General features: G+C 64.9%; 22 protein-coding genes and 1 pseudogene. 9 read left to right on the top strand and 14 right to left on the bottom strand.

Annotated features, from left to right (window positions below; all coding sequences use genetic code 11):
* Window positions 1-728: 728 nt before the first annotated feature.
* Window positions 729-1,046, bottom strand: a complete 318-nt coding sequence (locus tag AVTE2539_RS26135; RefSeq protein WP_284415227.1) for a hypothetical protein — start codon at window positions 1,044-1,046, stop codon at window positions 729-731.
* Window positions 1,047-1,300: 254 nt separating this feature from the next.
* On the opposite strand from AVTE2539_RS26135, the gene AVTE2539_RS26130 reads away from it, so the two are divergent.
* From AVTE2539_RS26130 to AVTE2539_RS26115, 4 genes are all read left to right on the top strand, one after another.
* Window positions 1,301-1,816, top strand: coding sequence for a sigma-70 family RNA polymerase sigma factor (locus AVTE2539_RS26130; RefSeq protein ID WP_272564863.1), 516 nt, complete (start codon window positions 1,301-1,303; stop codon window positions 1,814-1,816).
* An 85-nt stretch (window positions 1,817-1,901) separates the two neighbouring features.
* Complete coding sequence (locus AVTE2539_RS26125) at window positions 1,902-2,888, top strand: FecR domain-containing protein (protein WP_502868990.1); 987 nt, start codon at window positions 1,902-1,904, stop codon at window positions 2,886-2,888.
* Window positions 2,889-3,075: 187 nt separating this feature from the next.
* Window positions 3,076-5,415 carry a TonB-dependent siderophore receptor gene (locus AVTE2539_RS26120; protein ID WP_284415224.1) on the top strand — a complete coding sequence of 780 codons (2,340 nt, stop codon included), beginning with the start codon at window positions 3,076-3,078 and terminating at the stop codon, window positions 5,413-5,415.
* An 11-nt stretch (window positions 5,416-5,426) separates the two neighbouring features.
* Window positions 5,427-6,176, top strand: a complete 750-nt coding sequence (locus tag AVTE2539_RS26115) for a DUF4198 domain-containing protein (RefSeq protein WP_284402954.1) — start codon at window positions 5,427-5,429, stop codon at window positions 6,174-6,176.
* Window positions 6,177-6,424: 248 nt separating this feature from the next.
* Here the strand turns inward: AVTE2539_RS26115 and AVTE2539_RS26110 are convergent, their stop codons facing one another.
* Window positions 6,425-7,357, bottom strand: coding sequence for a ChbG/HpnK family deacetylase (locus tag AVTE2539_RS26110; RefSeq protein WP_502868989.1), 933 nt, complete (start codon window positions 7,355-7,357; stop codon window positions 6,425-6,427).
* Here AVTE2539_RS26110 and AVTE2539_RS26105 point away from each other — a divergent pair.
* Complete coding sequence (locus tag AVTE2539_RS26105; protein WP_284415220.1) at window positions 7,304-7,735, top strand: GtrA family protein; 432 nt, start codon at window positions 7,304-7,306, stop codon at window positions 7,733-7,735. The two genes, AVTE2539_RS26110 and AVTE2539_RS26105, sit on opposite strands and share 54 nt — an antisense overlap.
* On the opposite strand, the gene AVTE2539_RS26100 is transcribed toward AVTE2539_RS26105, so the two are convergent.
* The 8 genes from AVTE2539_RS26100 to AVTE2539_RS26065 form a co-directional block, all read right to left on the bottom strand.
* A complete protein-coding gene (locus AVTE2539_RS26100) occupies window positions 7,695-9,269 on the bottom strand; it encodes an ArnT family glycosyltransferase (protein ID WP_284402958.1) in 1,575 nt (524 codons plus the stop codon). The two genes, AVTE2539_RS26105 and AVTE2539_RS26100, sit on opposite strands and share 41 nt — an antisense overlap.
* Window positions 9,266-10,342, bottom strand: a complete 1,077-nt coding sequence (locus tag AVTE2539_RS26095; protein ID WP_284415218.1) for a glycosyltransferase family 2 protein — start codon at window positions 10,340-10,342, stop codon at window positions 9,266-9,268. Before AVTE2539_RS26095 ends, AVTE2539_RS26100 begins: the two co-directional genes overlap by 4 nt.
* Window positions 10,343-10,457: 115 nt before the next feature.
* Window positions 10,458-11,255 carry an ABC transporter permease gene (locus tag AVTE2539_RS26090; RefSeq protein ID WP_284415216.1) on the bottom strand — a complete coding sequence of 266 codons (798 nt, stop codon included), beginning with the start codon at window positions 11,253-11,255 and terminating at the stop codon, window positions 10,458-10,460.
* A complete protein-coding gene (locus AVTE2539_RS26085) occupies window positions 11,252-11,923 on the bottom strand; it encodes an ABC transporter ATP-binding protein (protein WP_284415214.1) in 672 nt (223 codons plus the stop codon). The genes AVTE2539_RS26090 and AVTE2539_RS26085 overlap by 4 nt, the downstream gene beginning before the upstream one ends.
* Window positions 11,924-11,962: 39 nt before the next feature.
* Window positions 11,963-15,088 carry an efflux RND transporter permease subunit gene (locus AVTE2539_RS26080; RefSeq protein WP_284415211.1) on the bottom strand — a complete coding sequence of 1,042 codons (3,126 nt, stop codon included), beginning with the start codon at window positions 15,086-15,088 and terminating at the stop codon, window positions 11,963-11,965.
* On the bottom strand, window positions 15,088-16,263 hold the full coding sequence (locus AVTE2539_RS26075) for an efflux RND transporter periplasmic adaptor subunit (RefSeq protein ID WP_284402963.1): 1,176 nt from the start codon (window positions 16,261-16,263) through the stop codon (window positions 15,088-15,090). Before AVTE2539_RS26075 ends, AVTE2539_RS26080 begins: the two co-directional genes overlap by 1 nt.
* A 7-nt stretch (window positions 16,264-16,270) precedes the next feature.
* Window positions 16,271-17,659: an efflux transporter outer membrane subunit gene (locus AVTE2539_RS26070; protein WP_284415209.1), complete on the bottom strand. Its 1,389-nt coding sequence runs from the start codon at window positions 17,657-17,659 to the stop codon at window positions 16,271-16,273.
* A gap of 178 nt (window positions 17,660-17,837) precedes the next feature.
* On the bottom strand, window positions 17,838-18,533 hold the full coding sequence (locus AVTE2539_RS26065; RefSeq protein WP_284402965.1) for a response regulator transcription factor: 696 nt from the start codon (window positions 18,531-18,533) through the stop codon (window positions 17,838-17,840).
* A 26-nt stretch (window positions 18,534-18,559) separates the two neighbouring features.
* Between AVTE2539_RS26065 and AVTE2539_RS26060 the strand changes: the two genes are divergently transcribed.
* Window positions 18,560-19,249, top strand: coding sequence for a response regulator transcription factor (locus AVTE2539_RS26060; protein ID WP_284402966.1), 690 nt, complete (start codon window positions 18,560-18,562; stop codon window positions 19,247-19,249).
* A complete protein-coding gene (locus tag AVTE2539_RS26055) occupies window positions 19,236-20,597 on the top strand; it encodes a HAMP domain-containing sensor histidine kinase (RefSeq protein ID WP_284402967.1) in 1,362 nt (453 codons plus the stop codon). Before AVTE2539_RS26060 ends, AVTE2539_RS26055 begins: the two co-directional genes overlap by 14 nt.
* A 223-nt stretch (window positions 20,598-20,820) precedes the next feature.
* On the opposite strand, the gene AVTE2539_RS26050 is transcribed toward AVTE2539_RS26055, so the two are convergent.
* The 3 genes from AVTE2539_RS26050 to AVTE2539_RS26040 all read right to left on the bottom strand — a co-directional run bounded on the left by AVTE2539_RS26050 (window position 20,821) and on the right by AVTE2539_RS26040 (window position 24,075).
* The gene (locus tag AVTE2539_RS26050) at window positions 20,821-21,519 is read right to left on the bottom strand and encodes a phosphatase PAP2 family protein (RefSeq protein ID WP_284402968.1); all 699 of its coding nucleotides are present in this window, start codon (window positions 21,517-21,519) and stop codon (window positions 20,821-20,823) included.
* A 232-nt stretch (window positions 21,520-21,751) separates the two neighbouring features.
* Entirely contained in the window at window positions 21,752-23,392 is a 1,641-nt protein-coding gene (locus tag AVTE2539_RS26045; protein WP_284402969.1) for a phosphoethanolamine transferase, read from the bottom strand.
* Complete coding sequence (locus AVTE2539_RS26040; RefSeq protein ID WP_284402970.1) at window positions 23,389-24,075, bottom strand: phosphatase PAP2 family protein; 687 nt, start codon at window positions 24,073-24,075, stop codon at window positions 23,389-23,391. The genes AVTE2539_RS26045 and AVTE2539_RS26040 overlap by 4 nt, the downstream gene beginning before the upstream one ends.
* Window positions 24,076-24,136: 61 nt before the next feature.
* Here AVTE2539_RS26040 and AVTE2539_RS26035 point away from each other — a divergent pair, with 61 nt between their 5' ends.
* Both AVTE2539_RS26035 and AVTE2539_RS26030 read left to right on the top strand, forming a co-directional pair.
* Complete coding sequence (locus tag AVTE2539_RS26035; RefSeq protein ID WP_284415206.1) at window positions 24,137-24,823, top strand: response regulator transcription factor; 687 nt, start codon at window positions 24,137-24,139, stop codon at window positions 24,821-24,823.
* Window positions 24,820-26,166, top strand: a complete 1,347-nt coding sequence (locus AVTE2539_RS26030; RefSeq protein ID WP_284402972.1) for a histidine kinase dimerization/phospho-acceptor domain-containing protein — start codon at window positions 24,820-24,822, stop codon at window positions 26,164-26,166. The genes AVTE2539_RS26035 and AVTE2539_RS26030 overlap by 4 nt, the downstream gene beginning before the upstream one ends.
* Before the next feature lie 71 nt (window positions 26,167-26,237).
* Here the strand turns inward: AVTE2539_RS26030 and AVTE2539_RS26025 are convergent.
* Window positions 26,238-26,355 (bottom strand): annotated as a pseudogene (locus tag AVTE2539_RS26025) (IS5/IS1182 family transposase); the annotation flags it as partial.

Here is a 26,355-nt window from a genome sequence, read left to right as displayed (position 1 = left end):
TCGCACGGCCTCCTGCTTGAACTCCTGCGTGTACTTCGCTCTCGTTTGCTTCTCGTTCAATTCATACTCCCGTCCCGGCATTCTCCGGGCTGGGGCTATGCACTCCAGAATTCGAGGGCAACCTCAGTCTTCTCAAGCAAATCTCTGAACTCGACGGGTAGGTACAGCTTGGGGGATGTCATGACAGCCTCGCTGTCCGGAGCACTAGAGTGGGAGGGGCCGCCGCAGTCAAACGCGAGCTGGCTGAGTTCGGCGCGCTAGGACGTAGACTCGACGGGCTGAAGCCGCCATGATGGCGCCCCCGCCGGGACTGAATCAATAAGCAACTCGCAGAAGTGCTATCACGTTGAGTAGATACCCAGAAGGGGGCACGTTCAAGACGGTCTGAACTGCCCCGGTTTTTTCGGAGGCTCAACACTCTAGGAGGATTGAGCCATGAGCAAGTCGAAAAAGTTCTCGCTCGAGGTACTCGAGCGCGCGGTGAGGATGGTGCAGGGGCAGCGCGGGGAGTACCCGGGCCGAATTGGGCAATATCAGCAACTCTTTTGATCGGTCGATGGAGCCGCAATTGAGTGGGCAGTTCAATGACCGCATTGAAGCCAAGACCGGGAGCTTGGTATCCGCCGACGACCGACCGCTCCCGCTGCCAAACCGACATCGGAGGCTTGAGGGCTGCTTCGGGCTGGAAATCAACAGAGATGCAACAGGCGCAACACCCGTGAGCAACGTTACCCGTCGACTTCGACTTCAACCTCCACATCCGTTTCAAGCTCGTCCGTTTGAGCCTGAAGCTCGGCAATCGCAGCACGCAGAGGTTCATAAATGGCGATCTCGCCCCCCAGTATTTCGAAGGTCACTGCCAGTGAATAGCGGGCAACTGAATCTGGGTCGCGGCTCCAGCCCTGGTGGCCAACAACAGCGATGCAAAAGTGATCGGGAAGGGTATTTGAACGAACAATGGCCCAGTCCTTCTGTACCGTCCCCCTATTGCGCTTGTAATCGCGGATCACTCCCCATTGCGGGTTCTCATGCAAGGTCCAGGGCAAGGCCGACCCAGGCAAAGGTTCCTCGTCCTTGGTCGTATCCTTGAGAGCCCGCACGCGGAAATCGTCGAGCCCCTCGCCTGCCCAATGGTAGGTGGGTTTTGGCTGAGGCGGTGGAGCGCTCTGGGCATGCGCTGAATGACGGGCAGGGGCATCTGGTGTTGGTGGCCTCTCCTGCGCCCGACTATAATAAGAATACTTCGCATTTGCATTTAACCGCCGGGGTTTCTGGCGTTTTGCTTCAAAGGAACAATGCCATGACGGCCGCTCAGACGGTTCTATTGGAGGATGTCCGCGCGCTCTACGCCGGCCACCATGGTTGGCTGTACGCGTGGCTGTGCCGCAAGCTCAGTTGCTCGCACCGGGCGGCCGATCTCGCACAGGACACCTTTGTGCGTCTGCTGGCGCGCGATGAGCCACTGGCCGCACTGCGTGAGCCGCGTGCCTTTCTGACCACCGTGGCCCAGCGGGTGCTGGCCAACCACTGGCGGCGTGAGCAGATCGAGCGTGCGTACCTTGATGCGCTGGCCCAAGCTCCTCAGGCGCTGGTGCCTTCCCCTGAAGAGCGTGCCATCTTGCTCGAAACCCTGGTGGAAATCGACCGCCGGCTGGACGGTTTGCCAACCCTTGCCAAGAGAGCCTTTCTGCACTCCCAGCTCGATGGCATGGCCCATGCCGAGATCGCGGCCGAACTGGGTATCTCTGTCACTACCGTCAAGCGCCATCTCGTACGCGCGGCAACCCAGTGCTACTTCGCGCTGGGTACAGACTGAGCGATCTGTTCCAGCGGTGGGTCTGGACGCACACCAGGAACGAGATATCGAGCTGCCGAATGCGGCAGTCGATGCGGCCGTGCGCCTGCCATTCCGGCCCGAAGGAATTTCGCCGCAAGTCGCTCGCCAAGCTGTGGAATGGCTGGTGGACTTACAGTCAGGGAGCGCCACCAATGCGACCCGTAGAGGCCTGAATGATTGGCGGCAGCAGCACCCTGATCATGACCGAGCTTGGCGTCATATCCAAGCCGTCAACGGTCGGTTGGAATCTGTTTCGGCTGCCTCAGTCCTTGCGCACGCAGCGCTAGCCTCTCCGCGTTCCCCTCGCCGTCGCACAGGCGTGAAGGCCCTGGCCGTGCTGCTGTTCGCAGGAGGCGGTACCTGGTTGGTACACCGCGAAGCGACACCCTGGCAACAGTGGCTGGCTGATGAACGCACCGGCGTGGGCGAGCGGCGGACAGTGCGCTTGGCCGATGGCAGCATGGTGGCACTTAACACTGGCACGGCCCTGAGTGTGCAGATGGGCTCCACCGAACGGCGGCTGCGCCTGGTCAGCGGCGAGGTTGCAGTCACCACCGGTCACGAAGGCGCTTTCGCCGGGCTGCCCTTTGTGGTGGAGACGGCGCATGGCGAGTTGCGACCGCTAGGCACAAAGTTCTCCGTACATTTGCAGGATGGCAGCAGCCGGGTGGCTGTCTACGAAGGTGCGGTGGCAATACAGCCGCACGATGCCGATGGCCAAGCCCTTACGCTGCGCGCGGGCGAGCAGACACGGCTGACCCGTGATTCGATCAGGCGGCCTGTTGCCGCGCAGGAGTCCGACATTGCCTGGATGGACGGCATGCTGTTGGCAGGGGGGATGCGCCTTGCTGATTTCCTGACCGAACTGGCCCGTCACCGCCCCGGTCGCATTGACTGCGACCCAGCGGTGGCGGAGCAGCGTGTCTCGGGCAGTTATCCGTTGGTCGACACGGACCGGATCCTGGAAGTACTGCAAAGCACGCTGCCAGTGCGGGTTCTTTACTTCACGCGCTACTGGGTGCGCGTGATCCCTCGCTCAACAGGCGCCTGAAGTAATTTTCGGAACAGGTGGTCTCTTTCGCGTTCTCGCGGGACATGGTAGGTGAGCGAATCACATTTCCAACATTCCTTGGGGCGACAACATGGGACCATATCACCCGGCCAGCAGGCCATCCGTTCGTCGGTACGCACGCAGTGTGCTGGTCTGTGCCATTGGGCAGGCCTTTGCGGCTACCGCATTGCTGCCAGGCCTGGCCCTGGCGGCCGACAAGACAACGACCACGGCCCCTGCTGCACGCAGGGCCTACGACATTCCCGCCGGACCGCTGGAGGCCGCGCTCAACCGTCTTGGCCGAGAGGCAGGCATCCTGCTGTCTTTTCCAACGGACATGGCTGCCGGCCTGCAAACCCTTGGGGTGCGCGGCAACCACGCGGTTCCCGAGGCTCTGGCTGTGCTCTTGCAGGGCACGGGGCTGGTTGCGGTGGAGCAGGGCGGTGGCTATGTGTTGACACGGCGCGGCAGCACTTCAGCGCCCCAATCGGCAACACCGGTGGCGGAGGCCGCTACCGTGTTGCCGCCGGTCATCGTTACGGCCAGCGCGCCTCGACTGTATGAAACCCCCGATGTCAACGCCGGTGCGCTAGGCGTGCGCGAGATACAGGACGTTCCTTTCTCCATCGGCTCCTACAGCACCGACACTGTGCAAAGCCAGCGCGCGCGCACGGCGCTCGACGTGCTCAAGAACGACCCGTCGGTCAGCGCCGTGACCTATGCAGCCTCGTTCGATGGCGTGGCCGTGCGCGGGTTTTCCGCCAACACCTTCAACAACGTGCGCCGCGACGGCTTGCTGGCCAACGTCTATGCCGATGTGCCGCTGGAGAACAAGGAGCGCATCGACGTGCTCAAGGGCGTCTCGGGCTTTCTCTATGGTGTGGGCGATCCCAGCGGCCTCGTGAACTACGTGACTAAGCGGCCCACGCGCGATCCCCTGCTCAGCGTGACCGGCGAATTGCGCACGCAAAAGGGCTACTACACCAGCCTGGACGCCGGTGGCCCCATCGGCGACGGCAGCATGGGCTACCGCCTCAATGTCGCCAAGGAAAAGGTCGGCAACTTCACCCACCCTGGCGATCTGCAGCGCGAATTTATCAGCGGTGCCATGGATTTCAAGCTTGGCCGCGACACCATGCTGCAATTGGACTTCGACTACCAGGAGAAGGCACAGTCGGCCAGCGCCAGCCTGGGCCCGCGGCCTGACGGATCACTGGTACCTGCCGCCAGCATCGATCCGCGCACGCTGATCGGTCAGCCCTGGGGCCGCTACCGCTCTCGCAGCTGGAACGTCGGCTCGCGACTGGACTACGCACTCAACACCGACTGGACACTCACCGGACAGTTCGGCTATGGCTCCACCAAGCGCAACGCGCTGTTCAACAACGCCTATTCGGTGGCGGCCAACGGCGACGTACTTGACGGCGGCATTTCGTACGAGGGCGAGGAGTACCGCGTGATATCGGGCCAGCTCTTCGCCACCGGCCGCTTCGAGACTGCAGGGCTGCGGCACGAGGTGGTCTCGGGATACAGCTACTCCAAGATGGACTATCCCGAAGGACCTTACACACGCCTGCCCGACGCCATCGGTAACATCTACCGCCCACGCGGCGTGCCCGACCCAGGCCTGCCGCTGGATACCGGCCTGCCCACGGCACACTCGATCCAGCACAGCATGTTCGTGAGCGACACGGTGGCGCTGTCGGACCGCTGGTCCGTGCTGCTGGGTGCGCGCTACATCGACTACGTGAACGACAAGCCACGCGACTATCCCGACAGCGGTGTGCGTCTGCACTATGCCACCACCACCACGGTGCCCACGGCCAGCGTGCTGTTCAAGCCGGCATCGCACACCACCGTGTACGCCACCTACACCAAGGGCTTCGAGCAGGGCGCCTATGCGCCAGGCTGGTCCAGCAACCCTTATCAGCGCCTGGACCCGATCACGAGTACCCAGTACGAGGTGGGTGTGAAGTCGGGCGTGGTGCCTGGCCTCATGCTGACGGCCGCGGTCTTTGATATCGATAAGCAATTGCAGGCCGTAAGCGCCATCGACAACCTGTTCAAGACCCAGGGCCGCCAGCGCCACCGCGGTGTGGAGTTCGCCGCCAATGGCGGTATCACGCGCCAACTGAGCGGCATCCTCGGCGTCGCCTGGATCGATGCCGCCCAGCACGGGACAGGGGATGCCAACGTGGACGGTAAGCGTCCTGCCAATGTGGCACGTTTCCAGGCAAGCGCCTTCCTTGACTACCGCGTCGCGGCCGTGCCCGGCCTTTCGGTGAATGCAGGCTACTACCACATGGGCAACCGGCCGCTGGATGGTGCCAACTCGGTCATGGTGGGCAGCTTCGGCCGGTGGGACCTGGGTGCTGCCTACAGCACCCGCATCATGGGCAAATCCTCCGTCGTGCGCTTGGCCGTGCAGAACGCGACCAACAAGCGCTATTGGGAGTCGGTGGTGTACGGCACGGTGGGAATGGCCCAGCCGCGCATCGTGCGTCTGTCCCTGACCAGCAACTTCTGAGGAGAATCGACATGATGAAAGCTGCTGGCGCAATGCGCTACCTGTTGCGTGTAGCGCTGCTCGCAGCGGGCGTGCTTGGACCCCTGGCTGCCCAGGCGCACGGTGTCTGGGTGGCGCAGCGGACGGGTCAGTGGGCCCTGGTGCTCGGCGAGGGGCCTGTGGACGACGAGTACCAGGTGCAGGCTGTCAAAAGCGTACAAGGCCGGGCAGCCGACGGCTCGTCCATGACCGTTGCGCTCAAGCCCCAGGCTCGCAACGTACTGGTTGACGCGAGCCCGGATGTGGCCGCCGTAGCCCTGGCTTTTGAAGACGGGTATTGGAGCCAGGGAACTGACGGCAAATGGGTGTCGGGGCCACGTTCCCAGGTGCCAGCGGCCAAGAAGTCGGGCTACTACATGATGTACACCACCACCGTACTGAGGCCCACAGCCGGTGGGCCCGCGCAGCCATTCGGACTGCCGCTGGAAATAGTGCCGCTGGCGGATCCTCTGTCCGTCAAGCGGGGCGAGCGGCTCGCGGTGCAGGTGTTGTTTGAGGGACGCCCACTGGTGGGCGCTATGGTGCGGGCGGACTATATTGGAGATACCCATGGAAAGGTACTCAAGACGGACGCGCATGGACGCGTACAAGTGCGCCTGGGAAGCAGCGGTTTGAACGTGATCAAGGCCAACCATACTCGTGCACGCACTGACCGCACTGAGGCTGACGAGGACGGCTTCTCTGCGACGCTGGCATTCACCTTGCCGCGGCCCAAGGATTGAGCTTTTTCCTCAGACGCACCAGTTTTGGGGCAGCCTACGAGGCTTGATCTGACCCTACGGCATGCAAGAAGGGCGCCGTATCCCGTCAAGGCGGCAGGCAACGGGCTCGAAACCTCGGCATGGCTACCGTGGGCCCCGCAGGGCTGCGCCTGTGGGGTGCGATTCTGCTCGGGACGTCCATGAAAGTGTGCAAACGAGGGATAGGTCGCCCTGTGCGTGGCGACTCCGGCATGGGCAGCGAAAGCCGGTCAGTCCGGCGCACGGCCGCGTGCCAGTATCCGCCCCATGGGCTGCAGGCAAACACCGGACTCCGCCAGGAGCCGCCCCATCTGCGGCCCATGCAGCACTTCGAATTCAATCCGACGTGCAGCTCCGATCGCGTCGAACGCATCGTGGCTGCGGCTGGGATGGCACATGAGCAGGGTGGCGTCACGACTGGCCCCGAGCCCAGCGGCCAACAGTGAAAAATAGCCAGGTGCATCTGCATCGAAGCCATAGACGCCCAAAAGCCCTGCGTTCTGCAAAAAACCGTGGGCGCGGGCCAGTGAGCGCATGCCTCGATGGCCCAGGCATGCAATCACGTGTGCCTTGGCCCAACGGCGCCAGCCACCGTGGGATGCGGGGTGCAAGCCCGCGGCCGCGATGGTGGCCCGTAGCCACGGCCGCGGGCTTGAACCCCCTCCATAGCGGGCGAGCAATTCGTCGACCAGTTCCCGGCGCACGCCGGGCAGTTGGTGCACATGCTGGTGGCCATCGACGTACGCCGGCGGCCGCCCCACGGCGTCTTCGAACGCACCGAGTTGCGCCCGGATCTCCGCGCGCACCGCACCCGTGTCGAGCTGGCCGAGGTAGCTGCGCACGATCCATTGCGGCAAATCCATGCGCGTCGTAGGCTGCAGCGTGAACTCGGTCAGGTCCAGGTGCAGGCCCACATCAACGGCCCCTGCGTCGAGCCGGCGGGCCTGGCCGCTCCAGACGCTCCATGCGGGGGCGCCGACCATGCACCCGATGGCCTGCACGCGCTGCATGTCGATGAGTTGCAGCGCGGCATCGCCGATGCCGTCCGTCAGTCCAAAATCATCCACGCAGACGCACACGCGGCTATGCTCGGGCGCACGATGAGGACGATGCCCACCGATAGCCTGCTCAAGCGTGCGCTCGCCCGCCTCCGTAGGGTCCATCACGTCCTGCTCTTCGTTGCGGTGGGCAGTTGCGCTGCAGCCTTGCACTGGAGCGTGGTGGTTGGCCTCGTGGAGTCTTTTGGATGGCAGCCCCTGGCGTCCAACCTGGCAGGCTGGATCGTCGCCATGGTCGTCTCCTTTGTTGGCCACTACCGGCTGACCTTTCGCGGCCACCGCGCTCCTCTCTTGCGATCCGCGCTTCGCTTCGTGCTCGTTTCGGGTCTCGGCTTCGCCATCAACCAGACCGCCTACGCACTGCTGCTTGCAGGGAATGCGAGGTGGTATTCGCTGAAGCTTGCGGCTGTTCTGATCGGCGTGGCCTTGATCACCTACGTGCTCAGCCGGCATTGGACATTCCTTCGCAGCGCAGGGAATTGACCGCCTGGGCCTGGCTGCGCTCGACGCGCCACAGCACCACCTCCTTCGCGCGGTAGACCACCTTGGCATGGGCCAGGAACGGCAGGCTATCGGCCCGGCCGGGTGGCCCCATCACCCAGCTGACGGGCGCCAAACAGAGGGCGCTGGGCAGGCGTTCGGGCAGCAACAGGATGTTCTTCGCTGCCTCCGGCGCGAAGCGTGATGCATCCGCCAGCTCCTTGCGCCAGTTGTCCGTGCGCTGGATGCCAGGGTCGTTCCAGGCGTCGACGACCACGGGCGGTTGCAGCAGGCGCGCATACAGCGCCACGTCATAGTGGTAGCGCTCGAGCATGAACACCGGCTCCCCAGCCGCATGCTCGCTGCGCAGTACCTGCGCGAGGGCGCGATTGGAATTGTCCGGGTTCAACGATAGATAGGCGATGGCCCCCCAAGACATAAGCGCGGCCACGATCGAAGCGCCATACCACCAGTGCACCATTGTTTTTCTGGGGGACTGCCCCGCATTGGCGAAGGCCTCGCACAGCAAGTACGCCAGTGGTGCCAGAGCCGGCAGGATGTAGCCCACGAGCTTGGAATGGGGAAGGGAGAAGAAGCCCACGATCAAAAACGCCCACACCCCCATCAAAAGCGGTATTGAATCGGCCCGCAAAGTGGCCAGGCGCGAGGGCATGAGTGTGCGGACGATCCAGGGGAGCCAAAGGCTGTGAAACAGCAGCAAGAGCGCTGGGTAAAACCACCATGGCTGGGCGTTGTTGAATTGGGTGCCGGTAAACCGCCGAAAATGCTGCTCCAGGAAGAAGTAGTCGAAAAACTCAGGGAATCGCATCTGCATCGCCACGAACCAGGGCGCGGCGATGGCCAGGAAAGCCGCCAGGCCCGGAAGCGACAGCATGCCCAGCAAGCCTCGCATGCGCCCCCTGAGCACCATCCAGACCACGATGACCATTCCCGGGAGAACCATGCCGATCAGTCCTTTGGACAGCACGCCCAGGGCCGCAAAAGCATAGGCAGCAACCAGCGCCAAGCGCCCATGCAGTCCGGCCTCTCGGCACAACACCGAATGAGCCGCCAGAAGGATCGTGGCCGTGATGCATCCGGCCACCAACATGTCCAGGTTGGCAAACTGGCCGCCGATGTAGAACAGCGGCTGCGCCAGGAGCACCATGGCGACGAGCCGCGCCTGGCGCCTGCCGGCCCAGCGCCAGACGAAGGCGAACATGCCGAAGCCGGCGAGCCACGCTCCCGCCAATGGGGCTGCGCGCGCCGACCACTCTCCCACGCCAAAGACCGACATCGCCGCTGCCGTGATCCAGTAGAACAGCGGCGGCTTGTGGAAGAAAGGCATGCCATCCAGCGTGGGCGTCGCCCAATCGCCGGAGCGCAGCATCTCCCATGCCACCCCTGCATAGCGCCCTTCGTCGGGCAGCATGAGCGGCCGAGCCCATGCGGTCAACGCGAGCAGGGCGAACAGGACAAGGCCTGCCGTCAGCAGTTCGCGGGGATGGGGACGGCTCTCGGCAATACTGTCGCTCATTTGCTGCTGGCCTTCAAACCACGGCCCAAACGGCTGCGCACCACGAACAGCGGGCGCGCCTTCACCTCTTCGAAGACACGGCCGACGTACTCGCCCACCAGCCCAAGGGAAACCATCTGTATTCCGGCAAAAAGCATCAGGCTCACGACGATGGTGGTCCAGCCACTCACCGCGTGGCCATTGAGCAGGTAGTCGATGCTCAGGTACACGCCATAAAGGAAGGCCAGAACGGCCAGGACGGTTCCGGCGATGCTGACGGCACGCAACGGCCACTTGGTGAAGGCGGTGAGGCCGTCCAGGGAGAGTCCGATGAGCTTGAGCAGATTGAACCGGCTGCTGCCATGCACGCGCGCGGCCGGCACATAGGGCACGGCGACGGCCTGGAAACCCACCCAGGCGTAGAGACCTTTCATGAAGCGGGTGCGTTCCGGCATCGCCAGCAAGGCGGCCACTGCGGCCCGGTCCATGAGCCGGAAGTCGCCAGCACCTGGGGGAATCTCGAAGCCGCCACCCACATTCATCAAAGCATAGAACCAGCGCACGCCAATGCGTTTGGTCAGGTGCTCGTCGTCGCGGTTGTGGCGCTGCGCATAAACCACGTCCGCGCCGGCCTGCCAATGGCGGATGAACTCTGCGATCAGCAGCGGGGGGTGCTGCAGGTCCGCATCCAGCATCACCACGACCTCGCCGTCAGCCTCCTGCAGCCCCGCCGTCAGCGCCGCTTCCTTGCCGAAATTGCGTGACAGCTGAACGCACCGCACTCCCGGTACCCCGGTCCAGCGTTGCGCCGTGGCCAGCGTGTCATCGGTGCTTCCGTCATCGACCAGGATGATCTCCCAGGCACGGGTGTGCATATCGAGAATGCCGACGAGTGTCGGGAGCAGCAATTCCAGGTTGCACCCCTCGTTGTGGCAAGGGACAACGCATGAGAGGCTGGGCAGCTTGGAGCGGGGGGCCTCGTCGGTACCCAGAATGGGCTTGTCAGCAACGGATGGTTCAAGGGATTCTGCTGCATCCAGTACGCCGACAGGCACCGACATAGCCCTGTAATCCAACACGAGAGAATGGTGCATGAGTTTCACTTTCTGACAATGGCAGCAGTGTTGGCGGGCTGCATTAAAGAGGGCTTAAGTGAATGTGTCAGAGACATTTCCGCTGCGGGCCACGACGTGGCCCCAGACACAGGGATTACCTGTCACGCAGGCGATCGATCCGCAGGCGCTGGCGGTCATCGCTCACGCACAGGCTTGCCAGCCAGACGGCGCCTGCAGACGCCAGGCAACCCGCGCCGGTCAGCAGGAACAAAAGCAGGATCTGGTACTTCACTGACTCCAGCGGGTCCATGCCTGCCAGCAACTGGCCTGTCATGATCCCTGGCAGGGTGATGATTCCTGCGGCCGACATCTGGTTGATGAGCGGAATCAGGCCGCGGCGTATGGAGGTGAGCGCCAGGGGCATGAACGCCTCGCGCAGGCTGGCGCCCAGGCACAGGCGCGCCTCCACAGCAGCACGGCTGGCCCTGAGCCCGTCGTAGAACGTGTCCAGCGCCAGGCTGGCCGAGTTCAGCACCGTGCCGAGCACGATGCCCATCAGCGGAATGGCGTAACGCGGGTCGTACCAGGGCGATGGCTGGATCGCGGTGAGCAGCGCCAGGCACACCGTGGCGGCGCTGGAAGCGCCCACCACCATCGCGCCGATGCGGTAGTTGGCCAGGCCGCGCAGGCGCTCTGACGGACGCACGGCCACCTCGCGTGCCGCCGCAGCGATCATCAGCAGCACGATCAGCACGGTGGCTGGCGCGGAGCCGGAGCGGAACACCCAGCGCAGCAGCAGCCCCACGAGCAGCAGTTGCACCACCATGCGTGCAGCCGCCCACAGCAGCTGCCTGTGGACCTGCAGGCGCAGGGCGAACGAGGTGGCGGCGCTGGCCACCACCAGCAGTGCGGCAATGGCCAGGTCCGTGGCCTGGAGATGGATGACGTTCATAGCGGGTGCACCTGGTGGTCGCGCACTTGCAGCCAGCGATCGCCCATGCGCTGCGCCTGCTCATGGGAGTGGGTGACCAGGACCACGGCCAGGCCGTCACTGCGCATCCGGCCGGTGATCAGCCGTTCCACGGCCAGGGTGCTGGCGACATCCAGGGACGCGGTGGGTTCGTCCAGCAGCAGTACCCGCGGCTGGCGCGAAAGCGAGCGCACCAGGGCCATGCGCTGGCGCTCGCCCGTGGACAGGCGGGTGATGTCCGCCGTGAGCATGGCGGGCTCGAGTCCCAGTTGCGCCAGCAGCAGGGCGAGGGCCTGCGTGGTCGCCGCGCCCATGTGCTCGCCCGCCGTCGCCGCCCACCAGGCCGGCTCGGCCGCCTGGTACACCACCTGCTGGCGCCACTCGGGCGCGGGCCAGGTGGAGCGCGATCGGCCATACAGCGCCACGTCGCCCTCATGGGGGTCGAGGTCGGCGATCAGGCGCAGCAGCACGCTCTTGCCGCTGCCCGATGGGCCGGTGATGGCCACGCATTCGCCCGCGTTCAGGTCCAGGCTGTAGGGGCCGCCGTGGGGCGATTGCAAGGCCATGGCGCGCAGGCGCGCCGTTGGCGGCACGGGCGCAGCGCCGGAGAGAAGGGGCGCGGAGATGGGCAGGAAGGTGTCGCTGGTCATGGGCAGGCTTGGGGGCATGGCAGGCAGGGGCGGGGCGGGTCAGGACACGGCGGCGGGCAGGCGGGGCTGGCCATCCGGCTGGTCCGGATGGCGCCGGGACCGCCGGCGGGTCCAGGCGTCGGACAGGCGCTGGAACCAGAGGTAGATGACCGGGGTCGTGTACAGCGTCAGGACCTGGGACACCGCCAACCCGCCGACGATGGCGATACCGAGCGGCTGGCGCATCTCCGATCCGGCCCCGTGGCCGAAGGCCAGGGGCACGGCGCCCAGCAATGCCGCCAGCGTGGTCATCAGGATCGGGCGCAGGCGCAGCACGGAGGCACGGCGGATAGCCTCCAGCGGCGTCAGGCCCTGGTTGCGCTGGGCCTCGAGTGCGAAGTCCACGATCATGATGGCGTTCTTCTTGACGATCCCGATCAGCAGGATGATGCCGATCATGCCCAGTATGCCCAGGTCCAGGCCGCACAGCTTGAGGGCCAGCAAGGCTCCCAATGCGGCCGACGGCAGCGTGGAGATGATGGTCAGTGGGTGGATGGGGCTCTCGTACAGCACCCCCAGCACGACGTAGACAGTGAGGATCGCGGCCAGGATCAGCCAGGGCTGGGTGCGCAGCGAATCCTGGAACGCCTGGGCCGTGCCCTGGAAGGTGCCCGTCACCGTGTCCGGCATGCCGATGGCGGTGGAGGCTGCGTGGACAGCCGCCACGGCGTCTCCCAGCGCAGCGCCGGGCGCGAGGTTGAAGGACAGGGTGATCGACGGGAACAGGCCCTGGTGGTTGATCGTCACGGGGGCCACGCCCTGCTGCAGGGAGCCGAGCATGCTCAGGGGAACCAGGTCGGGGCCGCTGGAGGAGCGCACGTACAGGTGCTTGAGGGTTTCCGCAGACAGCTGCCAGGCGGGATCGAGCTCCAGGATCACGCTGTACTGGTCGAGCTGGGTGAACAGGGTGGCGACCTGGCGCTGGCCGAAGGCGTCGTACAGCGCATCGTCGATGGCCTGGATCGACACCCCCAGCTGGGAGGCGGTGTCGCGATCGATCTTGAGCGTGGTTTCGGCCGCCGAGGGCTGGCGGTCCGACCCCAGGTCCACCAGTTGCGGCAGCGATTTGAGCCGCGCCTGCAGCAGGCTGCTCCAGTGGTCGAGCTCGTTCACGTCGCCGGCCTGCAAGGTGTACTGGTACTGCGCCTTGGCGGCGCGGCCGCCGATTTGGATGTCCTGGATCATCTGCATCGACGTCTTGACGGCTGGCACCACCAGCGCGCGCGTCTTGAGCCGGGCCATGATCTGCGCCGCCGTGGCGCTGCGCTGGTCAAAAGGTTTGAGCGACACCATCATCTTGCCCTGACTGATGGTCGGGTTGGGGCCGATCCACCAGTAGACGGTCTGCACGTCGGGGTCCGTCTGCAGCGCCTCGCTGACCTGCGAGATGCGCTGGCGCATGGCGTCGAACGAGATGTCCGGTGCGCCTTCGACCGTGGCGCTCAGCAGGCCCGTGTCCTGCATCGGGAAGAAGCCTTTGGGCACCCAGGCGTACAGGGCCGCGGTGGCGACCATGGTCGCCACCGCCAGGGCCAGCACGGAGCGCTGGTGGCGAAGCGCCACATCCAGTCCGCGCTCGTAGCCGCGCTCGATCCATTCGAAGGCGCGGCCGGCCCAGACGCTCAGGCGCCCGTTGGACGGATGGCCATTGCCGGGCAGGCGGGCGCACAGCATGGGTGCCAGCGTGAGCGAGACCACGCCCGAGACCAGGATGGCCGTGCTCAGCGTGATCGCGAACTCCCGAAACAGGCGTCCGACCATGCCACCCATGAGCAGCAGCGGGATGAACACGGCGATCAGCGACAGCGTCATGGAGACGATGGTGAAACCGACCTCGCGGGTTCCGTCCAGCGCGGCCTGCAGGGCGCTTTTGCCCTGCTCACGGTGGCGCGCGATGTTTTCCAGCACCACGATGGCGTCATCCACGACAAAGCCCACGGCGATGCTCAGGCCCATGATGGACAGGTTGTCCAGCGTGTAGCCCAGCAGGTACATCAGCGCGAAGGTGCCCAACAGCGCGAGGGGGATGGTGATGCTGGCGATGAGCGTGCTGGTCAGGTTGCGCAGGAAGGTGAGGATCACCATCACCACCAGCGCGATGGACAGCAGCAGGGTGAACTTGACGTCCGCCACGGCGGCGGTGATGGTCTGCGTGCGCTCGCCCACCACCTGGAGCGCAACGTCGCGCGGCATGGTCGCCGTGAGCTGCGGCAGTTGCTGGCGGATGGTCTGCGCCGTGTCCACGATGTTGAAGCCCGGCTGCGGGTGGATGTCCACGATGACCGTGGGCTGGCCCTTGATGCCGGCGGCCTGGCGCACGTCCTCGGCTGCGTGCACCACGGTGCCCAGATCGCCCAGGCGGATCGGTGCGCCGGCCTTGTAGGCCACCACCAGCTGGTCGAACTGCTCGGCGCGCTGCAACTGGTCGGTAGTGTTCAGCGACACCGTCTTGTCCGGCCCGTTGATGCTGCCCTTGGGCGCACTGACGGTGCTCAGCCCGACGATGGAGCGCACGTCGGCCAGCGTCAGCCCGCGCGCGGCCAGGGCGTCCGGATCGAGGCGTATGCGCACCGCCGGCCGCTGCTGGCCGTGGTAGTCGACCAGGCCGACGCCGGGGACCATGGACAGCTTCTGCGCCAGGAAATTGTCGGCATAGCGGTTGAGCTCGGTCAGCGTGCGCGTGGACGAGGTCAGCGCCAGCGACATCACGGTGGCCTGCGCCGGATTGACCTTGTTGTAGCTGGGCGGCGAGGTCATGGTCTTGGGCAGGGTCCGATTGGCCCGCGCGATGGCGGACTCCACGTCCTGCGCCGCACCGTCGATGCTGCGGCTGAGGTCGAACTGCAGCGAGATCTGCGTCTTGCCCAGCGAGCTCGACGAGGTCATCGAGGTGACCTGCGGCACCTGCGACAAGGCCCGCTCCAGCGGGGTGGCCACCGACGTGGCCATGGTTTCCGCGCTGGCGCCAGGCAGGCTGGCAGAGATCGAGATGGAGGGGAACTCCACCTGCGGCAGCGAGGAGATCTGCAGGTTGAAGTAGGCGAGCACGCCCACCAGCAGCACGCTCAGGGCGAGCAGGGCCGTGGCGACGGGCCTGCGGATGAAAGGTTCGGAGATGCTGCTCATCATTGGCCTTTGGCGGGGGCGGAGGAATCGGCCGTGGTGGCCATGACCTGGATACCGGGCGCGATGCGGTACTGGCCTTGCGTGACCACCGTATCGCCCGGCTGCAGGCCCTTGCGCACCCACTGCAGGCCCTGGGAAATGGGCCCCGCGTCGATCTGCCGGGCCTGGGCCATGTGCTGGCCGTCCACGACATACACGAAGGCGCCTTTGGGCCCCTGCTGCACCGCTTCCGGCGGAACCACGGTGGCCTCGGCCTGGGTGCTCAGCAGCATGCGCACGGAGACCAGTTGCCCCGGCCACAGCGCACGGTCGGCATTGGCAAAGCGGGCCTTGAGTTGCACCTGGCCGGCCGCCGGAGACACCTGGCTGTCGACGAATTCCAGTTCGCCGTCTGCCAGCACCCGGGAGCGGTCGCGCAGCAGCGCCTGGACCTTCAGGGCACGCGCCTGGGATTGCTGGGTCACGGCCGGCAACTGGTCCTGCGGCACGGAGAAGGCCACCCAGATCGGGTTCATCTGCGTCACCGTGGCGATGCCCACGGCATCGTTGGCATGCACGGTCGATCCCGCCGGCTGCAGGCGCTGGCCGACGCGGCCGTCGCTGGGCGAGGTGATGCGCGTGAAGCCCAGTTGCAGCTGGGCACTGTCCAGTGCCGCCTGTGCCGCCTGCACCACGGCCGCCTGGGTTGCCACGGTGGCGCGCAAGGTGTCCACCGCCTGGGTGGAGCCCGCACCGGCTGCGGCGAGTTCGATCGCCCGCTGCAGATCGATCTTGTTGCTGCTCAGGCGCGCGTCTTCCTGCGCCAGGACGGCACGGGTCTGGTTGACCTGCGCCTGCAGTGGCCGGGGATCGACCTGCGCCAGCAGGTCGCCCTTGCGCACCATCTGCCCCTCCGTGAAGGCCACGCGCTCGAGCTGGCCGTCCACGCGCGATCGGACGTTCACCGCGTTGAGCGATGTCACCGTTCCAATGGCGTCGGTCCAGATGGGGAAATCCTGCTGCACCACGCTCGCCAGGGAGACCGGAACAGCTTCTCCCGCGGCTTTTGCGGGAGCTGCCTGCGGGGTCGAGGCGGTGGCATAGGCGAAGACGGCGGCCATTGCCGCGACCGTGGCCGCCGCAATGGCAATGCGGCACAGCGGATGTGCACGGGGTGCTTGGGTGTCGGTGGTCATGGTGTTCTCATTTCGAGGAAATCTGGGCCGGGGCGGGCTGCGCGGACTGGCCGCCGAAGGCGCGGTACAGGCCCACGGTGGCTTGCAGGCGCTGCAGGCGTGCCTGCAGCAGCGTGTCCTGCGCCTGGTAGAGGGTGCGCTCGTTGACGATCACGGCCAGCAGGTCGTAGGCGCCCCGGTCGTAACGGATGCGCGACAGGCGCAGGGCCTCCTGGGCGGACTCGACGGCGGCCTTGTCCAGCGTCTCGGTTTCCTGCAGGCGCTGCACGGCGATCAATTGCCCCTGTGCTTCCTGGAGCACCTGGAGGATGGACTGCCGGTAACTGGCCAGGAGTTCCTCGGCGTGGGCGCGGTCCACGCGCAGCTGGCCGTCGAGGCTGCCTCCGTTGAAGAGTGGTTGCAGCAAGGCCCCGGCCAAGCTCCACAGCGCCTGAGTGGGGTTGAGCAGTGCGCCGGCCTGGGCGGTGATCGACACCGACGGCAGGAAGGCGGCCCGCGCCGCGGCCACGTCGAAGCGGGCGGCCTTCAGGCGTGCCTCGGCCGCCAGCACCTCGGGGCGGCCGGCTACGGCCCGTGCCGGCGCAATGGCCTGGATCTGCGGAACGGCGATGTCCAGGAAGGGTTCGGCTCGGACCGTGAATTCCTGCGGCGTGGCGTTGACGAGCACGGCCAGTTGTCCGCGCAAGGTGTCACGCTGGAGCACCAACTGCGGCATGGCCGCCAGAAAGGTCTGCAGCGTGTTGCGCTGCTGCGCCACGTCCAGTGCCGAGGCCGCGCCCAGGCTGGCCTGCTTTTCCACCAGCGACAGCAGTTGCTGCGCATCGCTAGCGATGCGGCGGGAAAGATCGATCCGCTCGTCCAGCGCAAGCAACTGCAGGTAATTGAGCGCGATGTTGGCAGCCAGCAACTGGCGTGCGGTCTCCACGTCGAGCTCGCTGGCCTGGGCGACAGATCCCGCGGAGTCGGCTTTGGCCGCATGCAGGCCCCAGATGTCCAGGTCCATCGTGCCGGTGATCGACAGCGACTGCTTGGGGCTGCTCAAGCTGCTGCCTCCGCTGGCATTCAGGCCCGCCGTGACGGTGGGGTAGCGGGCGGCGCCACTGATCTGCGCCATTCCCCGCGCCTGTTCCAGCCGGGCGAGGGCGATCTGCACGGACAGGCCCTGGTCCAGCCCCCGGGCGACCAGCGCATCGAGCTGGGTGCTGCCAAAGAAGCTCCACCAGTCCGGAGGTGACGATGCCTGCGCCGCCTCTTGCGTGCCGGACCAGTGCGCCGGCAGCGCGACGGCGGGGGCAGGGTCGGCCGGCACCGTGGCGCAGGCTGCCAGCAGCAGGGAGCCCGCCAGGGCGGCCAGCGCCGTCCTGCGCAGCCGGTACCGTGTGTCGTGCAGATTCAAGGTCCATCCTCTCGTTGTCCGGGGCCGCCAGCGGGATGCCGGTGGCCGATGGGAGAAGATAGAGGGGAGCGGCTAACGCCACCCTTCCCCGAAAATGACTTATTGTTTATGTTGGAGTGGTTTGGCCTGGCGGGCGGGCGATGGTCCAATGCACAGACGCATCTGGCTGGCTCAGGTGTCAGCCCGGGGCCCTGCCGTCGGCAGGTGGTCCCATGCGATACCCCGCCCCCCGAACCGAATGGATCAACATCTCTGCATGCCCACCGTCCACCTTTTTGCGCAGGCGATGCATGTGCCTGTCGATCAAATGATCCGGGGGCTCGAAGTCATAGTCCCAGGCGCTTTCCAGCAGCATCTGGCGGCTGATCACCTGTCCCGCATGCCGCATCAGCCTTTCGAGCAACAGGAACTCGCTCGTGCTCAGGTCGACGCGCTGCCCCGCGCGGGCCACCACGCGGCTGGCCACATCCAGTTCCAGGTCGGCCATAGCCAGCCGCAGGCCCTCAGCAAGGGGCTCGGTGCGCGCCAGCAGGCGGTCCAGGCGCGCCAGCACCTCGACGAATGCGTAGGGCTTGGTCAGGTAGTCGTCGCAGCCGGCCTGCAGCCCCTCGACCCGGTGCTGGACCGATCCCAGGGCGCTGAGCATCAGCACCGGCAGGTACAGGCCAAGGCCGCGCAGCGCACGCACCACTGCAAGGCCGTCCATGCACGGCAGCATGCGGTCCAGCACGATGGCATCGTAGATGCCTTCGCGCGCCATGGCCAGGCCCGTGGCCCCGTCGGCCGCATGGTCTGCCACGCGGCCGCTTTCGCGCAGCGCACGCACCAGGTAGGCGGCCGTGCGCCGGTCATCCTCGATGATCAGCACGCGCATGGTGGCCTCGGACCGCGGGGCAGGTGATGAGTCGGGTGCTGGTCATCGAGGACGACCCCGGCACTGCCTCTGCCATCGCCATGGCGCTGCACGATGCGGGCCATGCCACGGAGCATGTGGGAGATGGCCGCATGGGGCTGGTGCGCGCCCTTGCAGGGGACTTCGATGTGATCGTGCTGGACCGCATGCTGCCCGCGCTCGACGGGCTGGCGTTGCTGGCCGCACTGCGGCTTGCCGGCGGGCATGCGCCGGTGCTGATACTCAGCGCCTTGTCGGCCCTGGACGAACGGGTGCGCGGACTGCGCGCCGGCGGGGACGACTACCTGGCCAAGCCGTTCGAGGCGATGGAACTGGTGGCCCGGGTGGAGGCGCTGGTGCGCCGCACCCGCGCGGCGCCGGCCACCGGCCGCGAGACGCAGCTGTGTGTCGGCGACCTGCAGGTGGACCTGCTCACGCGCACAGTGCGCCGGGGCGCGCGCAGCATCGATCTCGTGCCGCGCGAACATGACCTGCTGGTGTATCTGATGAAGCATGCAGGCCAGATTGTGACGCGAACCATGCTGTTCGAGGCGGTGTGGAATTACCGCTACGAGGAGCGTACTAACGTGATCGAAGTGCATATCGGCCGGCTGCGGCGCAAGGTCGATGCACCGGGCGAGGTGCCTATGATCCAGACCGTACGGGGGGCCGGCTATGCCATTCATGCCCCTGTCTGACACCCTGCGGACCAGCCATTTCCGCACGGCGGCCTATTTTCTCGCGGTGTTCGCCCTGTCCAGCGCGGCCTTGCTGGGCTATGTCTACTGGCAGACCTCGTTCTACCTGGCACACGAGGTGGATCGTAGCCTGCATGCCAATGTGCAGCGCTGGTCGCAGCTGCCGCCGGAGGCCTTGCTGCGTGAAGTTTCGGGGCGGCTGCGGCGCGACCCATCGCTTCGCGAACCCGCCGTTCTGATCGGCGGCGGCGGCGAGCGCGTGGCCGGTGCCTTCGAGCTGGTCGGACCGGTGCCGCGCTACGACGCTCCCTTCGATGCCGAACAATACGACGCCCATGGCAACAAGGTGCCCGTGCGTGCGTTGGCCAGCGTGCTGGGCTCCGGTCTGGTGCTGGTGATCGGCCGTGACGTGCATGACCTCGATGAGTTCGACGAGCGCATCCGCACCGCCATGGTTGGCGGCATCTTCATCGTGCTGGGCGTGGGGCTGGCGGGTGCGTTTGCACTGGGAGCCCGGGCCCGGCGGCGCCTGGACGACATGGCCCATTCGCTGCAGAGCATCGTGGAGGGCCATCTGGGCGCGCGCCTGCCCGTGCGCAATTCCCGCGACGATCTGGACCGCATCGCCGCCCTGGTGAATGCCATGCTCGACGAGATCGAGCGGCTAATGGGAGAGGTCAAAGGCGTCACGGACGACGTGGCCCATGACCTGCGCACACCACTCACGCGCATGCTCGCCGGGCTTGACCGGGCGCAGGCCGGTACGCTGTCACGGGAAGAGCTGTCGGCGCTGGTGGACGATACGGCCGACGATGCGCGGCTGCTGCTGCGTATGTTCAAGGGGCTGCTGCGCATCTCGGAGATCGAGAACAGCGCACGGCGGGAGAACTTCGAGACGCTGGACCTCACAGTGATCGCGGGCGATGCGGTGGAGCTGTTCGAGCCGGCCGCGCAGGAACTCGGCGTGGCGCTGCGCTTTGTCGGTTGCGCAATGCCGGTGATCCTGCGCGGGGACCCGGACCTGCTGTTCGACGCCTTCGCCAATCTCATCGACAACGCCATCAAGTTCGCGCCGCCCGGGACCGACGTCACAGTGCAGGTGGCGCAGGAGGCGGGGCAGATACAGGCCATGGTCACCGATGCAGGCCCCGGCATTCCTGAAGAGGAGCGGGGCGCCGTGCTGCGCCGTTTCTATCGCTCGGAAAAGAGCCGGCATACACCTGGCCATGGGCTCGGCCTGAGCCTGGTGGCCGCCATCGCACGCCTGCATGGCATGGCCTTGACCATCGGCGATGCCCAGCCCGGCTGCCGTATCACGTTGACCCTTCCCCCGGCAACGCCGACGTGATGGGAAAAGGGCCCGGCGGCGGCAGCCGTGCAGCCCGCAGCCGCCCTTCTCAGCGTAGCAGGCCTGCAGATATGACTGGGCGAGCGGATCACCGTCATGTTTCCTGGGACACGCGTGTGAACATCGCTGGTGGCGGTGTGGCACGGTAAGCCAAGAACACTGCAGCGCGCCTGCCCAGCCTGCGCGCTCCAATGCCTTGTGCACGGAAGGGCATAGGCCCAAGTCACTCTGTGGCATCGGAATCCAGAAGGCTCTTCAAGGCCAGGCAGATCAAGATCCAGGCCGCTCCGGCAAGGGCCCCGGCAATGACATCCATCGGGTAGTGCACACCCAGGTAGACGCGGCTGAAGGCCACACTGACCGCGATCGACAAACCGAGCGCCACGCTGGCGCTTCGCCATACCAGGCTGCGGGTAGACAAGCAGGTGGCATAGATCAGCCAGCCAGCCACCAGTGCAGCGGCAATAGCATGGCCGCTGGGGAAGCTGTAGCCGTGTGCGTGGATCATGGAGTCGAACTCTGGACGCGCGCGGTGGAAGAATGCCTTCAGCCCCAGATTGGCCAGCATGCCGCCGGGCACCACCGCGACGATCCACTTGACCTGCGGCCAGTGCCGTTGGTACGCGTGCAAACCCATGAAGCCCAGAATGAATGCGACCATGAAGAGGTCATGCGTCCTGGTGTATCCCAGCATGATCTGATCCATCAGAGGGCTGCGCCAGGTGAAGACCGTCGCCATCCACTGCGCCTCCATGGCAATGTATTCGCCTTCTATAGCCGCCTCTTGGGCCAGCCAGCAAAATGCGATCACTGACAGGATGGCTGCGAGAACTAGCGCAACACGCTGAAAGGCGGGCCCCTGAGGGAACTCTCCGAAGCGAGAAGCCGCGTGGTGGCGTGTGGTGGCGACCGGACTTTGCATGCACGTCTTTCTGGTGAGTCGGTGGTATCTTGTGCACGGCCTCCATAGCTTGTGCAGACCCCGTCAGCATGAAAGCCGGCGATTAAGACGCGCTTAAATTTCGTTCAGACAAGGGGATTTCGCGGCAAGCCCGCACAGGGCATGCCCTCCCGCCCGGCCCGGTTTGCGATGAACGCGGCTAAGCGTGCGAGCGGCAGTGAGTACGCCGCCACCTGCCGGCTTCCCGCCGCGATCAACCGCCGTTGCTTCGGCAGCGGGCATAGGCATCCATGCCCGGCTGGTATGCACCGGTCTGCACTGCCATGAGACCGAGCACGGAATGGAAGTAATGGTCGTGCGAAAAAGGCAGGTCGCGGCCCTTGTGCAGGCACTCCGTTGACAGTGCCGAGACAGCCTTGAACCCATCGGAAATCCACGTGATCCACGGGACATGCTTTTGGTGGTCTGGCGCAAAGGCATACGGCAGGCCATGCAGGTACACATTGTTCTCCCCTAGCGACTCGCCATGGTCGGACACGTACACCATGGCGGCATCCGCCAGAGACTGCCTCGCCTGTAGCCAGTCGATCACCGAGCCAAGGAATCGATCTGTGTAAACGATGGAGTTGTCGTAGGCATTGACCACACTTTCGCGGCTGCACTCCTGCAGAGCATTGGTCGTGCACTCCGCCAGGAACAGCTTGGATTCGGGCGGCGAACGCTTGTAGTAGGCCGGGCCGTGGCTACCCATCTGGTGCATCACGACCACCACGCCGCGCTCGCGGCGTTCTGGGTCGAGCGCTTGAATGCGCTCATCCAGCCCGTCCAGCATCACGTGGTCCAGGCACTGGCCCGAGGCGCACAGTTGGGCGTTTTCAGCGGAGACGGTGGAGACGCTGGGTATGCGATCGCATACCCCCTTGCAGCCCGACTGGTTGTCGATCCACAGTACGGCCAATCCAGCGCGCTGCAGTACGTCGAGCAGGTTTTCGTAATTGCTTTTGCGACCGCCGAATTCATCGCGTGTCAGATGCGAAAACATGCAGGGCACCGACTCTGCCGTGCTCGTGCCGCACGACCAGGCATTGGTGAAGCTGACGACGCCGTGGCTGGCCAAGCGAGGCGTGGTTTGGCGCTCGTAGCCATTCAGGCCGAAATTGGCACTTCTTGCAGTCTCGCCCAGCACCAGCACCAACAGGCGTGGACGCTCCGTTGCAACCGTTGCAGGACGGCCCAGATGAGCGTCCTGCGCGATGGGTAGCAACGTTGACTCATCTCGCTCGAAAGACTTCAGAGCCACCCGCACCACCGAGTACACGCTGGCGACGGGGTTGAGCAGGTAACGGACATCCTTGTGGTTGCGCATGGTCGCAGCCAGCGGCTGGAAACTCGCGAACACCGTCGCTACCAGAAACGCCAAGGCAGCCAGTGCCGCCAACGGATTGCGCCACAGTTGTCGCATGGTTGGCCCATAAATTACGGGCTGCCGCCAGACGAGCCAAGCCGGAAGCACGGCCAATGCCAGCAAACGCACGAGCAGTCGCCAGTTCATCAGCGCCCCGGCTTCGGCTACGTCGGTCTGCATGGCATTGAGCAGCATGCTCGGGTCCATGACAACACCGTAGCTGGCCATGAAATGGCCGGCCACCGCCGCGCTGACGAACAGCATGGTGATGGCGGGCTTGAGCGTCAACCGCCATGCCAGCAGGCAGAGGAAGGCGGCGAGGCAAGCCCAGATTATCAGGAACATGGCACCGGCAAATGCCACGTCCTGCGGCCTCTGCAACAACCCAAGACCCGAAAGACGGCTCCAGAGCGGGCCATTGCCGGTGGCAGCCATCCACAGGCTCGCTCCCGCCGCAAGCCACAGCGGTGAAACCGGCCGGCGGATCATGCTGGAGTCCCGTCGAAGCGGCCACGAAACCGCGAGAACAGGGGGTCGGTCAGCCATCCAGTCATCCAACAGATCCATCCCGTCCACAGCGTATGGCTCATGAAATGGGCGCCGCGGAACTGCTGCACCAGTCCGAGTGCAAGACCGCTTGCCAGGGCAATCAGCAGCCATATACGGGCAAGCCGGGGCAGGTCCCTGCGCAGCGCGAAGTAGCCGGCAACGAATGCGAACCCGGCAGACGCATGCCCGGCGGGAAAGCACCTGCCAGGGCCTCCATCAATGTCGGCCCAGCCGCTCCAGTGGGAAACATGCCTGGCAACGCCTCCGAACTCGGCCAGGTCCCACGGACAACTGGTGTGGCTGGTGGCCTTGACCAGAGAGACGACCCCTGTGGCAAGCAGGGTGACCGCCGCCAACTGCAGCCGCCGCTCGAACGGCAGTTTGGCGAATGGCCCCCAAGGCCACAGCGCTGAAGCGGAGAGCAAAACGACAAGACCCCAGGCTGCATGCTTGGCGCCATCGTGCAAAACGCTGGTCAGCAGCCAGCTGTTGCGAAATGGAAAACCTTGCGTATTTCCCATCAGCATGGCCATCGCCATGTCGAGTCCAGATGCATCCCAAACCAGAACCGCCATGAACGAAAGTAGCGCAATCCAAAGAAACTTGCCAGAAAAGTTTTGCATTTACTGAAGCTATCGAAACGCCCTTAATAGGTTCTTAAGCCCAGGAAACGCAAATGGAGAAATGCGAATACTTATCGTGGAAGATGACGAGGCGATATGCAGTGGCCTACGCCTTGCATTGAAGAACCTGGGGTGGACGTTTGATGTCGCGACCAGTGTCTCGCAGGCATGGGCGGCGCTGCGCACGGAGCCATTTGCTGTAGTCCTTCTGGACCTGGGCCTACCCGACGGCGATGGATCTGAAGTCATACGGCGATTGCGCAGCTCACCCGCCAAGGGACTGCCGTTGCTTACCACTCCCGTGTTAATCATGTCGGCGCGCGATGCGCTCTCTTCACGTATCGAAGGGCTCGATCTCGGTGCCGACGACTTCCTCACCAAGCCGTTTTCGACAGATGAACTGGCAGCCAGGGTGCGCGCATTGCGTCGCAGGGCTATGGGGAGACATCAGGCGCTGCTGTACTGGCGAGATGCCGAGATCGACCCTGCCACCCGGCGCGTGCGCCAGGCCGGCCGGGAGGTGTACCTCTCTGCCCGCGAGTTCGGAATCTGGATGGCGCTTCTGGAGGCAAGGCCTCACGTCCTCTCCAAGCAGCAACTAGAAGGCAGTCTGTACAGCTGGGACAATGCTCTTAAGAGCAATGCCATTGAAGTCCATGTCCACAACATCCGCAAGAAGTTGGGCGAGGAATGCATACGCAACATGCGCGGCGTGGGCTACTTTGTTCCGGACGAGGCCATTGAATGATCATGCGCCCCTCTCTACAGCGCCAATTGCTGGGCTGGGTCCTCGGAATGCTGCTGGCGGTGTGGGTCGCGTTCGTCGCCGCAGGGTATCGAACGGGCCTGCATGAAGCAGATGAGCTGACCGATGGCCACCTGGCGGGAGTTGCGGCTCTGCTATTGGCCTATCCCAGCAATTCCTTTGCGCCCAAGCCCCATAGCTCCGATGTAGCGGATAGGCCCGAGCTCAGCACACATGACTACCAGCAGTCGCTGAGCGTCGTGATCTGGGAGGCGAGCGGGAAGCTACTCGCGCGTACCGGTCAGGCCCCGTTGCCCACCTTTGACTATACGGAAGGCTTCAGCACCCTGCTCCTTGGCGATCCGGCCCGGGAATGGCGCGTCTTTTCCAGGTGGGATAACGCCAACCATGGACGCAAAATCATGGTCCTGCTGAGCCTTGCGGAACGTGACTCTCTCGCTCAAGACATCGCCGAACACGTCGCCACGCCAGGTCTCTGGTTACTACCAGTCATCGCGCTTGTGCTCGTCGTTGCGATACGCCGGGGCTTGAGGCCTTTGTACGAATTGAGCGGACGTGTTCACGCCCTGGACATCCACAATAACGTGCCTCTCGTCGCACCACCACACCTTGAGTTCCAGGTGATGGTCAACGCCATAAATACTCTGACCGAGCGCTACAACCTTGCTCTCCTGCGTGAGCGCGAGCTTGCCAATGAATTTGCTCATGAGCTTCGAACGCCTTTGGCGTCACTTCGCTTGCATGCCAACCTGCTGCGCGGACGGCTGAGCGAGGAGGAGAGGGAAGCTGCACTTGTACAGGTTGATACCGATGCCGCGCGCTCGGCCTCAGTCATCTCTGACCTGCTTTCCCTGGCCCGCGCCAGCCGTGCGCAGTTGGCAGAAGCGGCACAGGATTTCGATCTGGCATCGCTTGCACGTCGCGTCACTTCAGAGTATGGCCAAACCGCGTACTCCACTGGGCATGAGCTGTCTCTTGGCGGAGTGGTCTCAGTTCCTATGCGAGGCCATCCCATTCTGGTGGAGTTAGCTTTGCGCAATCTTCTTGAAAATGCCCTTGCCCACACGCCCAAGGGAACATGGGTCGAGATCGTTGCTGCTGCACAGCCTGTGAGGCTTGAGGTACGGGACAATGGTCCGCAGACAGGAGCCAACCAGGCTCAGCCCGCCACCATTCTTGGGCTCGGCCTTGGACATCAAGTGGTGAAGCGTGTTGCCGCCGTCCACGGAGGATCTTTCGATATCGTCGACGAGCCTGCAGCTAGTCGTGTTTATCGTGTAACTCTCGAAAAATCCGTGAGTCCACTAGTTACGCCACGCTTTTGAAAGTTTCACCTTTCAGGCCGACTTCATCTGGCCCTCAGAGCGCGTTGAAAGTTAGCTCAATCTAGAGCGTGTTATGAACTTCCCGCCGCAGCTAGCACCCGTGCAGCGGCGGGCAACATGAGCACTGCAAACACCAGAAAATGTAGCCCGCCGAGCACTTCCGGCAACCGCTCATAGTCCCGGGAGAGC

The organism is Acidovorax sp. SUPP2539, assembly GCF_030158975.1.
Taxonomy (GTDB): Bacteria; Pseudomonadota; Gammaproteobacteria; order Burkholderiales; family Burkholderiaceae_C; genus Paracidovorax.
The sequence above is the reverse complement of the archived record's forward strand: the minus strand, read 5'-3'. Positions and strand labels throughout refer to the sequence as shown.

Coding starts and splice junctions, on each gene's coding strand:
- AVTE2539_RS26115 (WP_284402954.1), top strand. CDS start 5,427: ATGATGAAAGCTGCTGGCGCAATGCGCTACCTGTTGCGTGTAGCGCTG.
- AVTE2539_RS26045 (WP_284402969.1), bottom strand. CDS start 23,392: ATGATCCGCCGGCCGGTTTCACCGCTGTGGCTTGCGGCGGGAGCGAGC.
- AVTE2539_RS26100 (WP_284402958.1), bottom strand. CDS start 9,269: ATGAGCGACAGTATTGCCGAGAGCCGTCCCCATCCCCGCGAACTGCTG.
- AVTE2539_RS26090 (WP_284415216.1), bottom strand. CDS start 11,255: ATGAACGTCATCCATCTCCAGGCCACGGACCTGGCCATTGCCGCACTG.
- AVTE2539_RS26065 (WP_284402965.1), bottom strand. CDS start 18,533: ATGCGCGTGCTGATCATCGAGGATGACCGGCGCACGGCCGCCTACCTG.
- AVTE2539_RS26035 (WP_284415206.1), top strand. CDS start 24,137: ATGCGAATACTTATCGTGGAAGATGACGAGGCGATATGCAGTGGCCTA.
- AVTE2539_RS26055 (WP_284402967.1), top strand. CDS start 19,236: ATGCCCCTGTCTGACACCCTGCGGACCAGCCATTTCCGCACGGCGGCC.
- AVTE2539_RS26080 (WP_284415211.1), bottom strand. CDS start 15,088: ATGAGCAGCATCTCCGAACCTTTCATCCGCAGGCCCGTCGCCACGGCC.
- AVTE2539_RS26060 (WP_284402966.1), top strand. CDS start 18,560: ATGAGTCGGGTGCTGGTCATCGAGGACGACCCCGGCACTGCCTCTGCC.
- AVTE2539_RS26050 (WP_284402968.1), bottom strand. CDS start 21,519: ATGCAAAGTCCGGTCGCCACCACACGCCACCACGCGGCTTCTCGCTTC.
- AVTE2539_RS26040 (WP_284402970.1), bottom strand. CDS start 24,075: ATGCAAAACTTTTCTGGCAAGTTTCTTTGGATTGCGCTACTTTCGTTC.
- AVTE2539_RS26085 (WP_284415214.1), bottom strand. CDS start 11,923: ATGACCAGCGACACCTTCCTGCCCATCTCCGCGCCCCTTCTCTCCGGC.
- AVTE2539_RS26110 (WP_502868989.1), bottom strand. CDS start 7,357: ATGGACCCTACGGAGGCGGGCGAGCGCACGCTTGAGCAGGCTATCGGT.
- AVTE2539_RS26030 (WP_284402972.1), top strand. CDS start 24,820: ATGATCATGCGCCCCTCTCTACAGCGCCAATTGCTGGGCTGGGTCCTC.
- AVTE2539_RS26095 (WP_284415218.1), bottom strand. CDS start 10,342: ATGCACCATTCTCTCGTGTTGGATTACAGGGCTATGTCGGTGCCTGTC.
- AVTE2539_RS26075 (WP_284402963.1), bottom strand. CDS start 16,263: ATGACCACCGACACCCAAGCACCCCGTGCACATCCGCTGTGCCGCATT.
- AVTE2539_RS26130 (WP_272564863.1), top strand. CDS start 1,301: ATGACGGCCGCTCAGACGGTTCTATTGGAGGATGTCCGCGCGCTCTAC.
- AVTE2539_RS26105 (WP_284415220.1), top strand. CDS start 7,304: ATGCCCACCGATAGCCTGCTCAAGCGTGCGCTCGCCCGCCTCCGTAGG.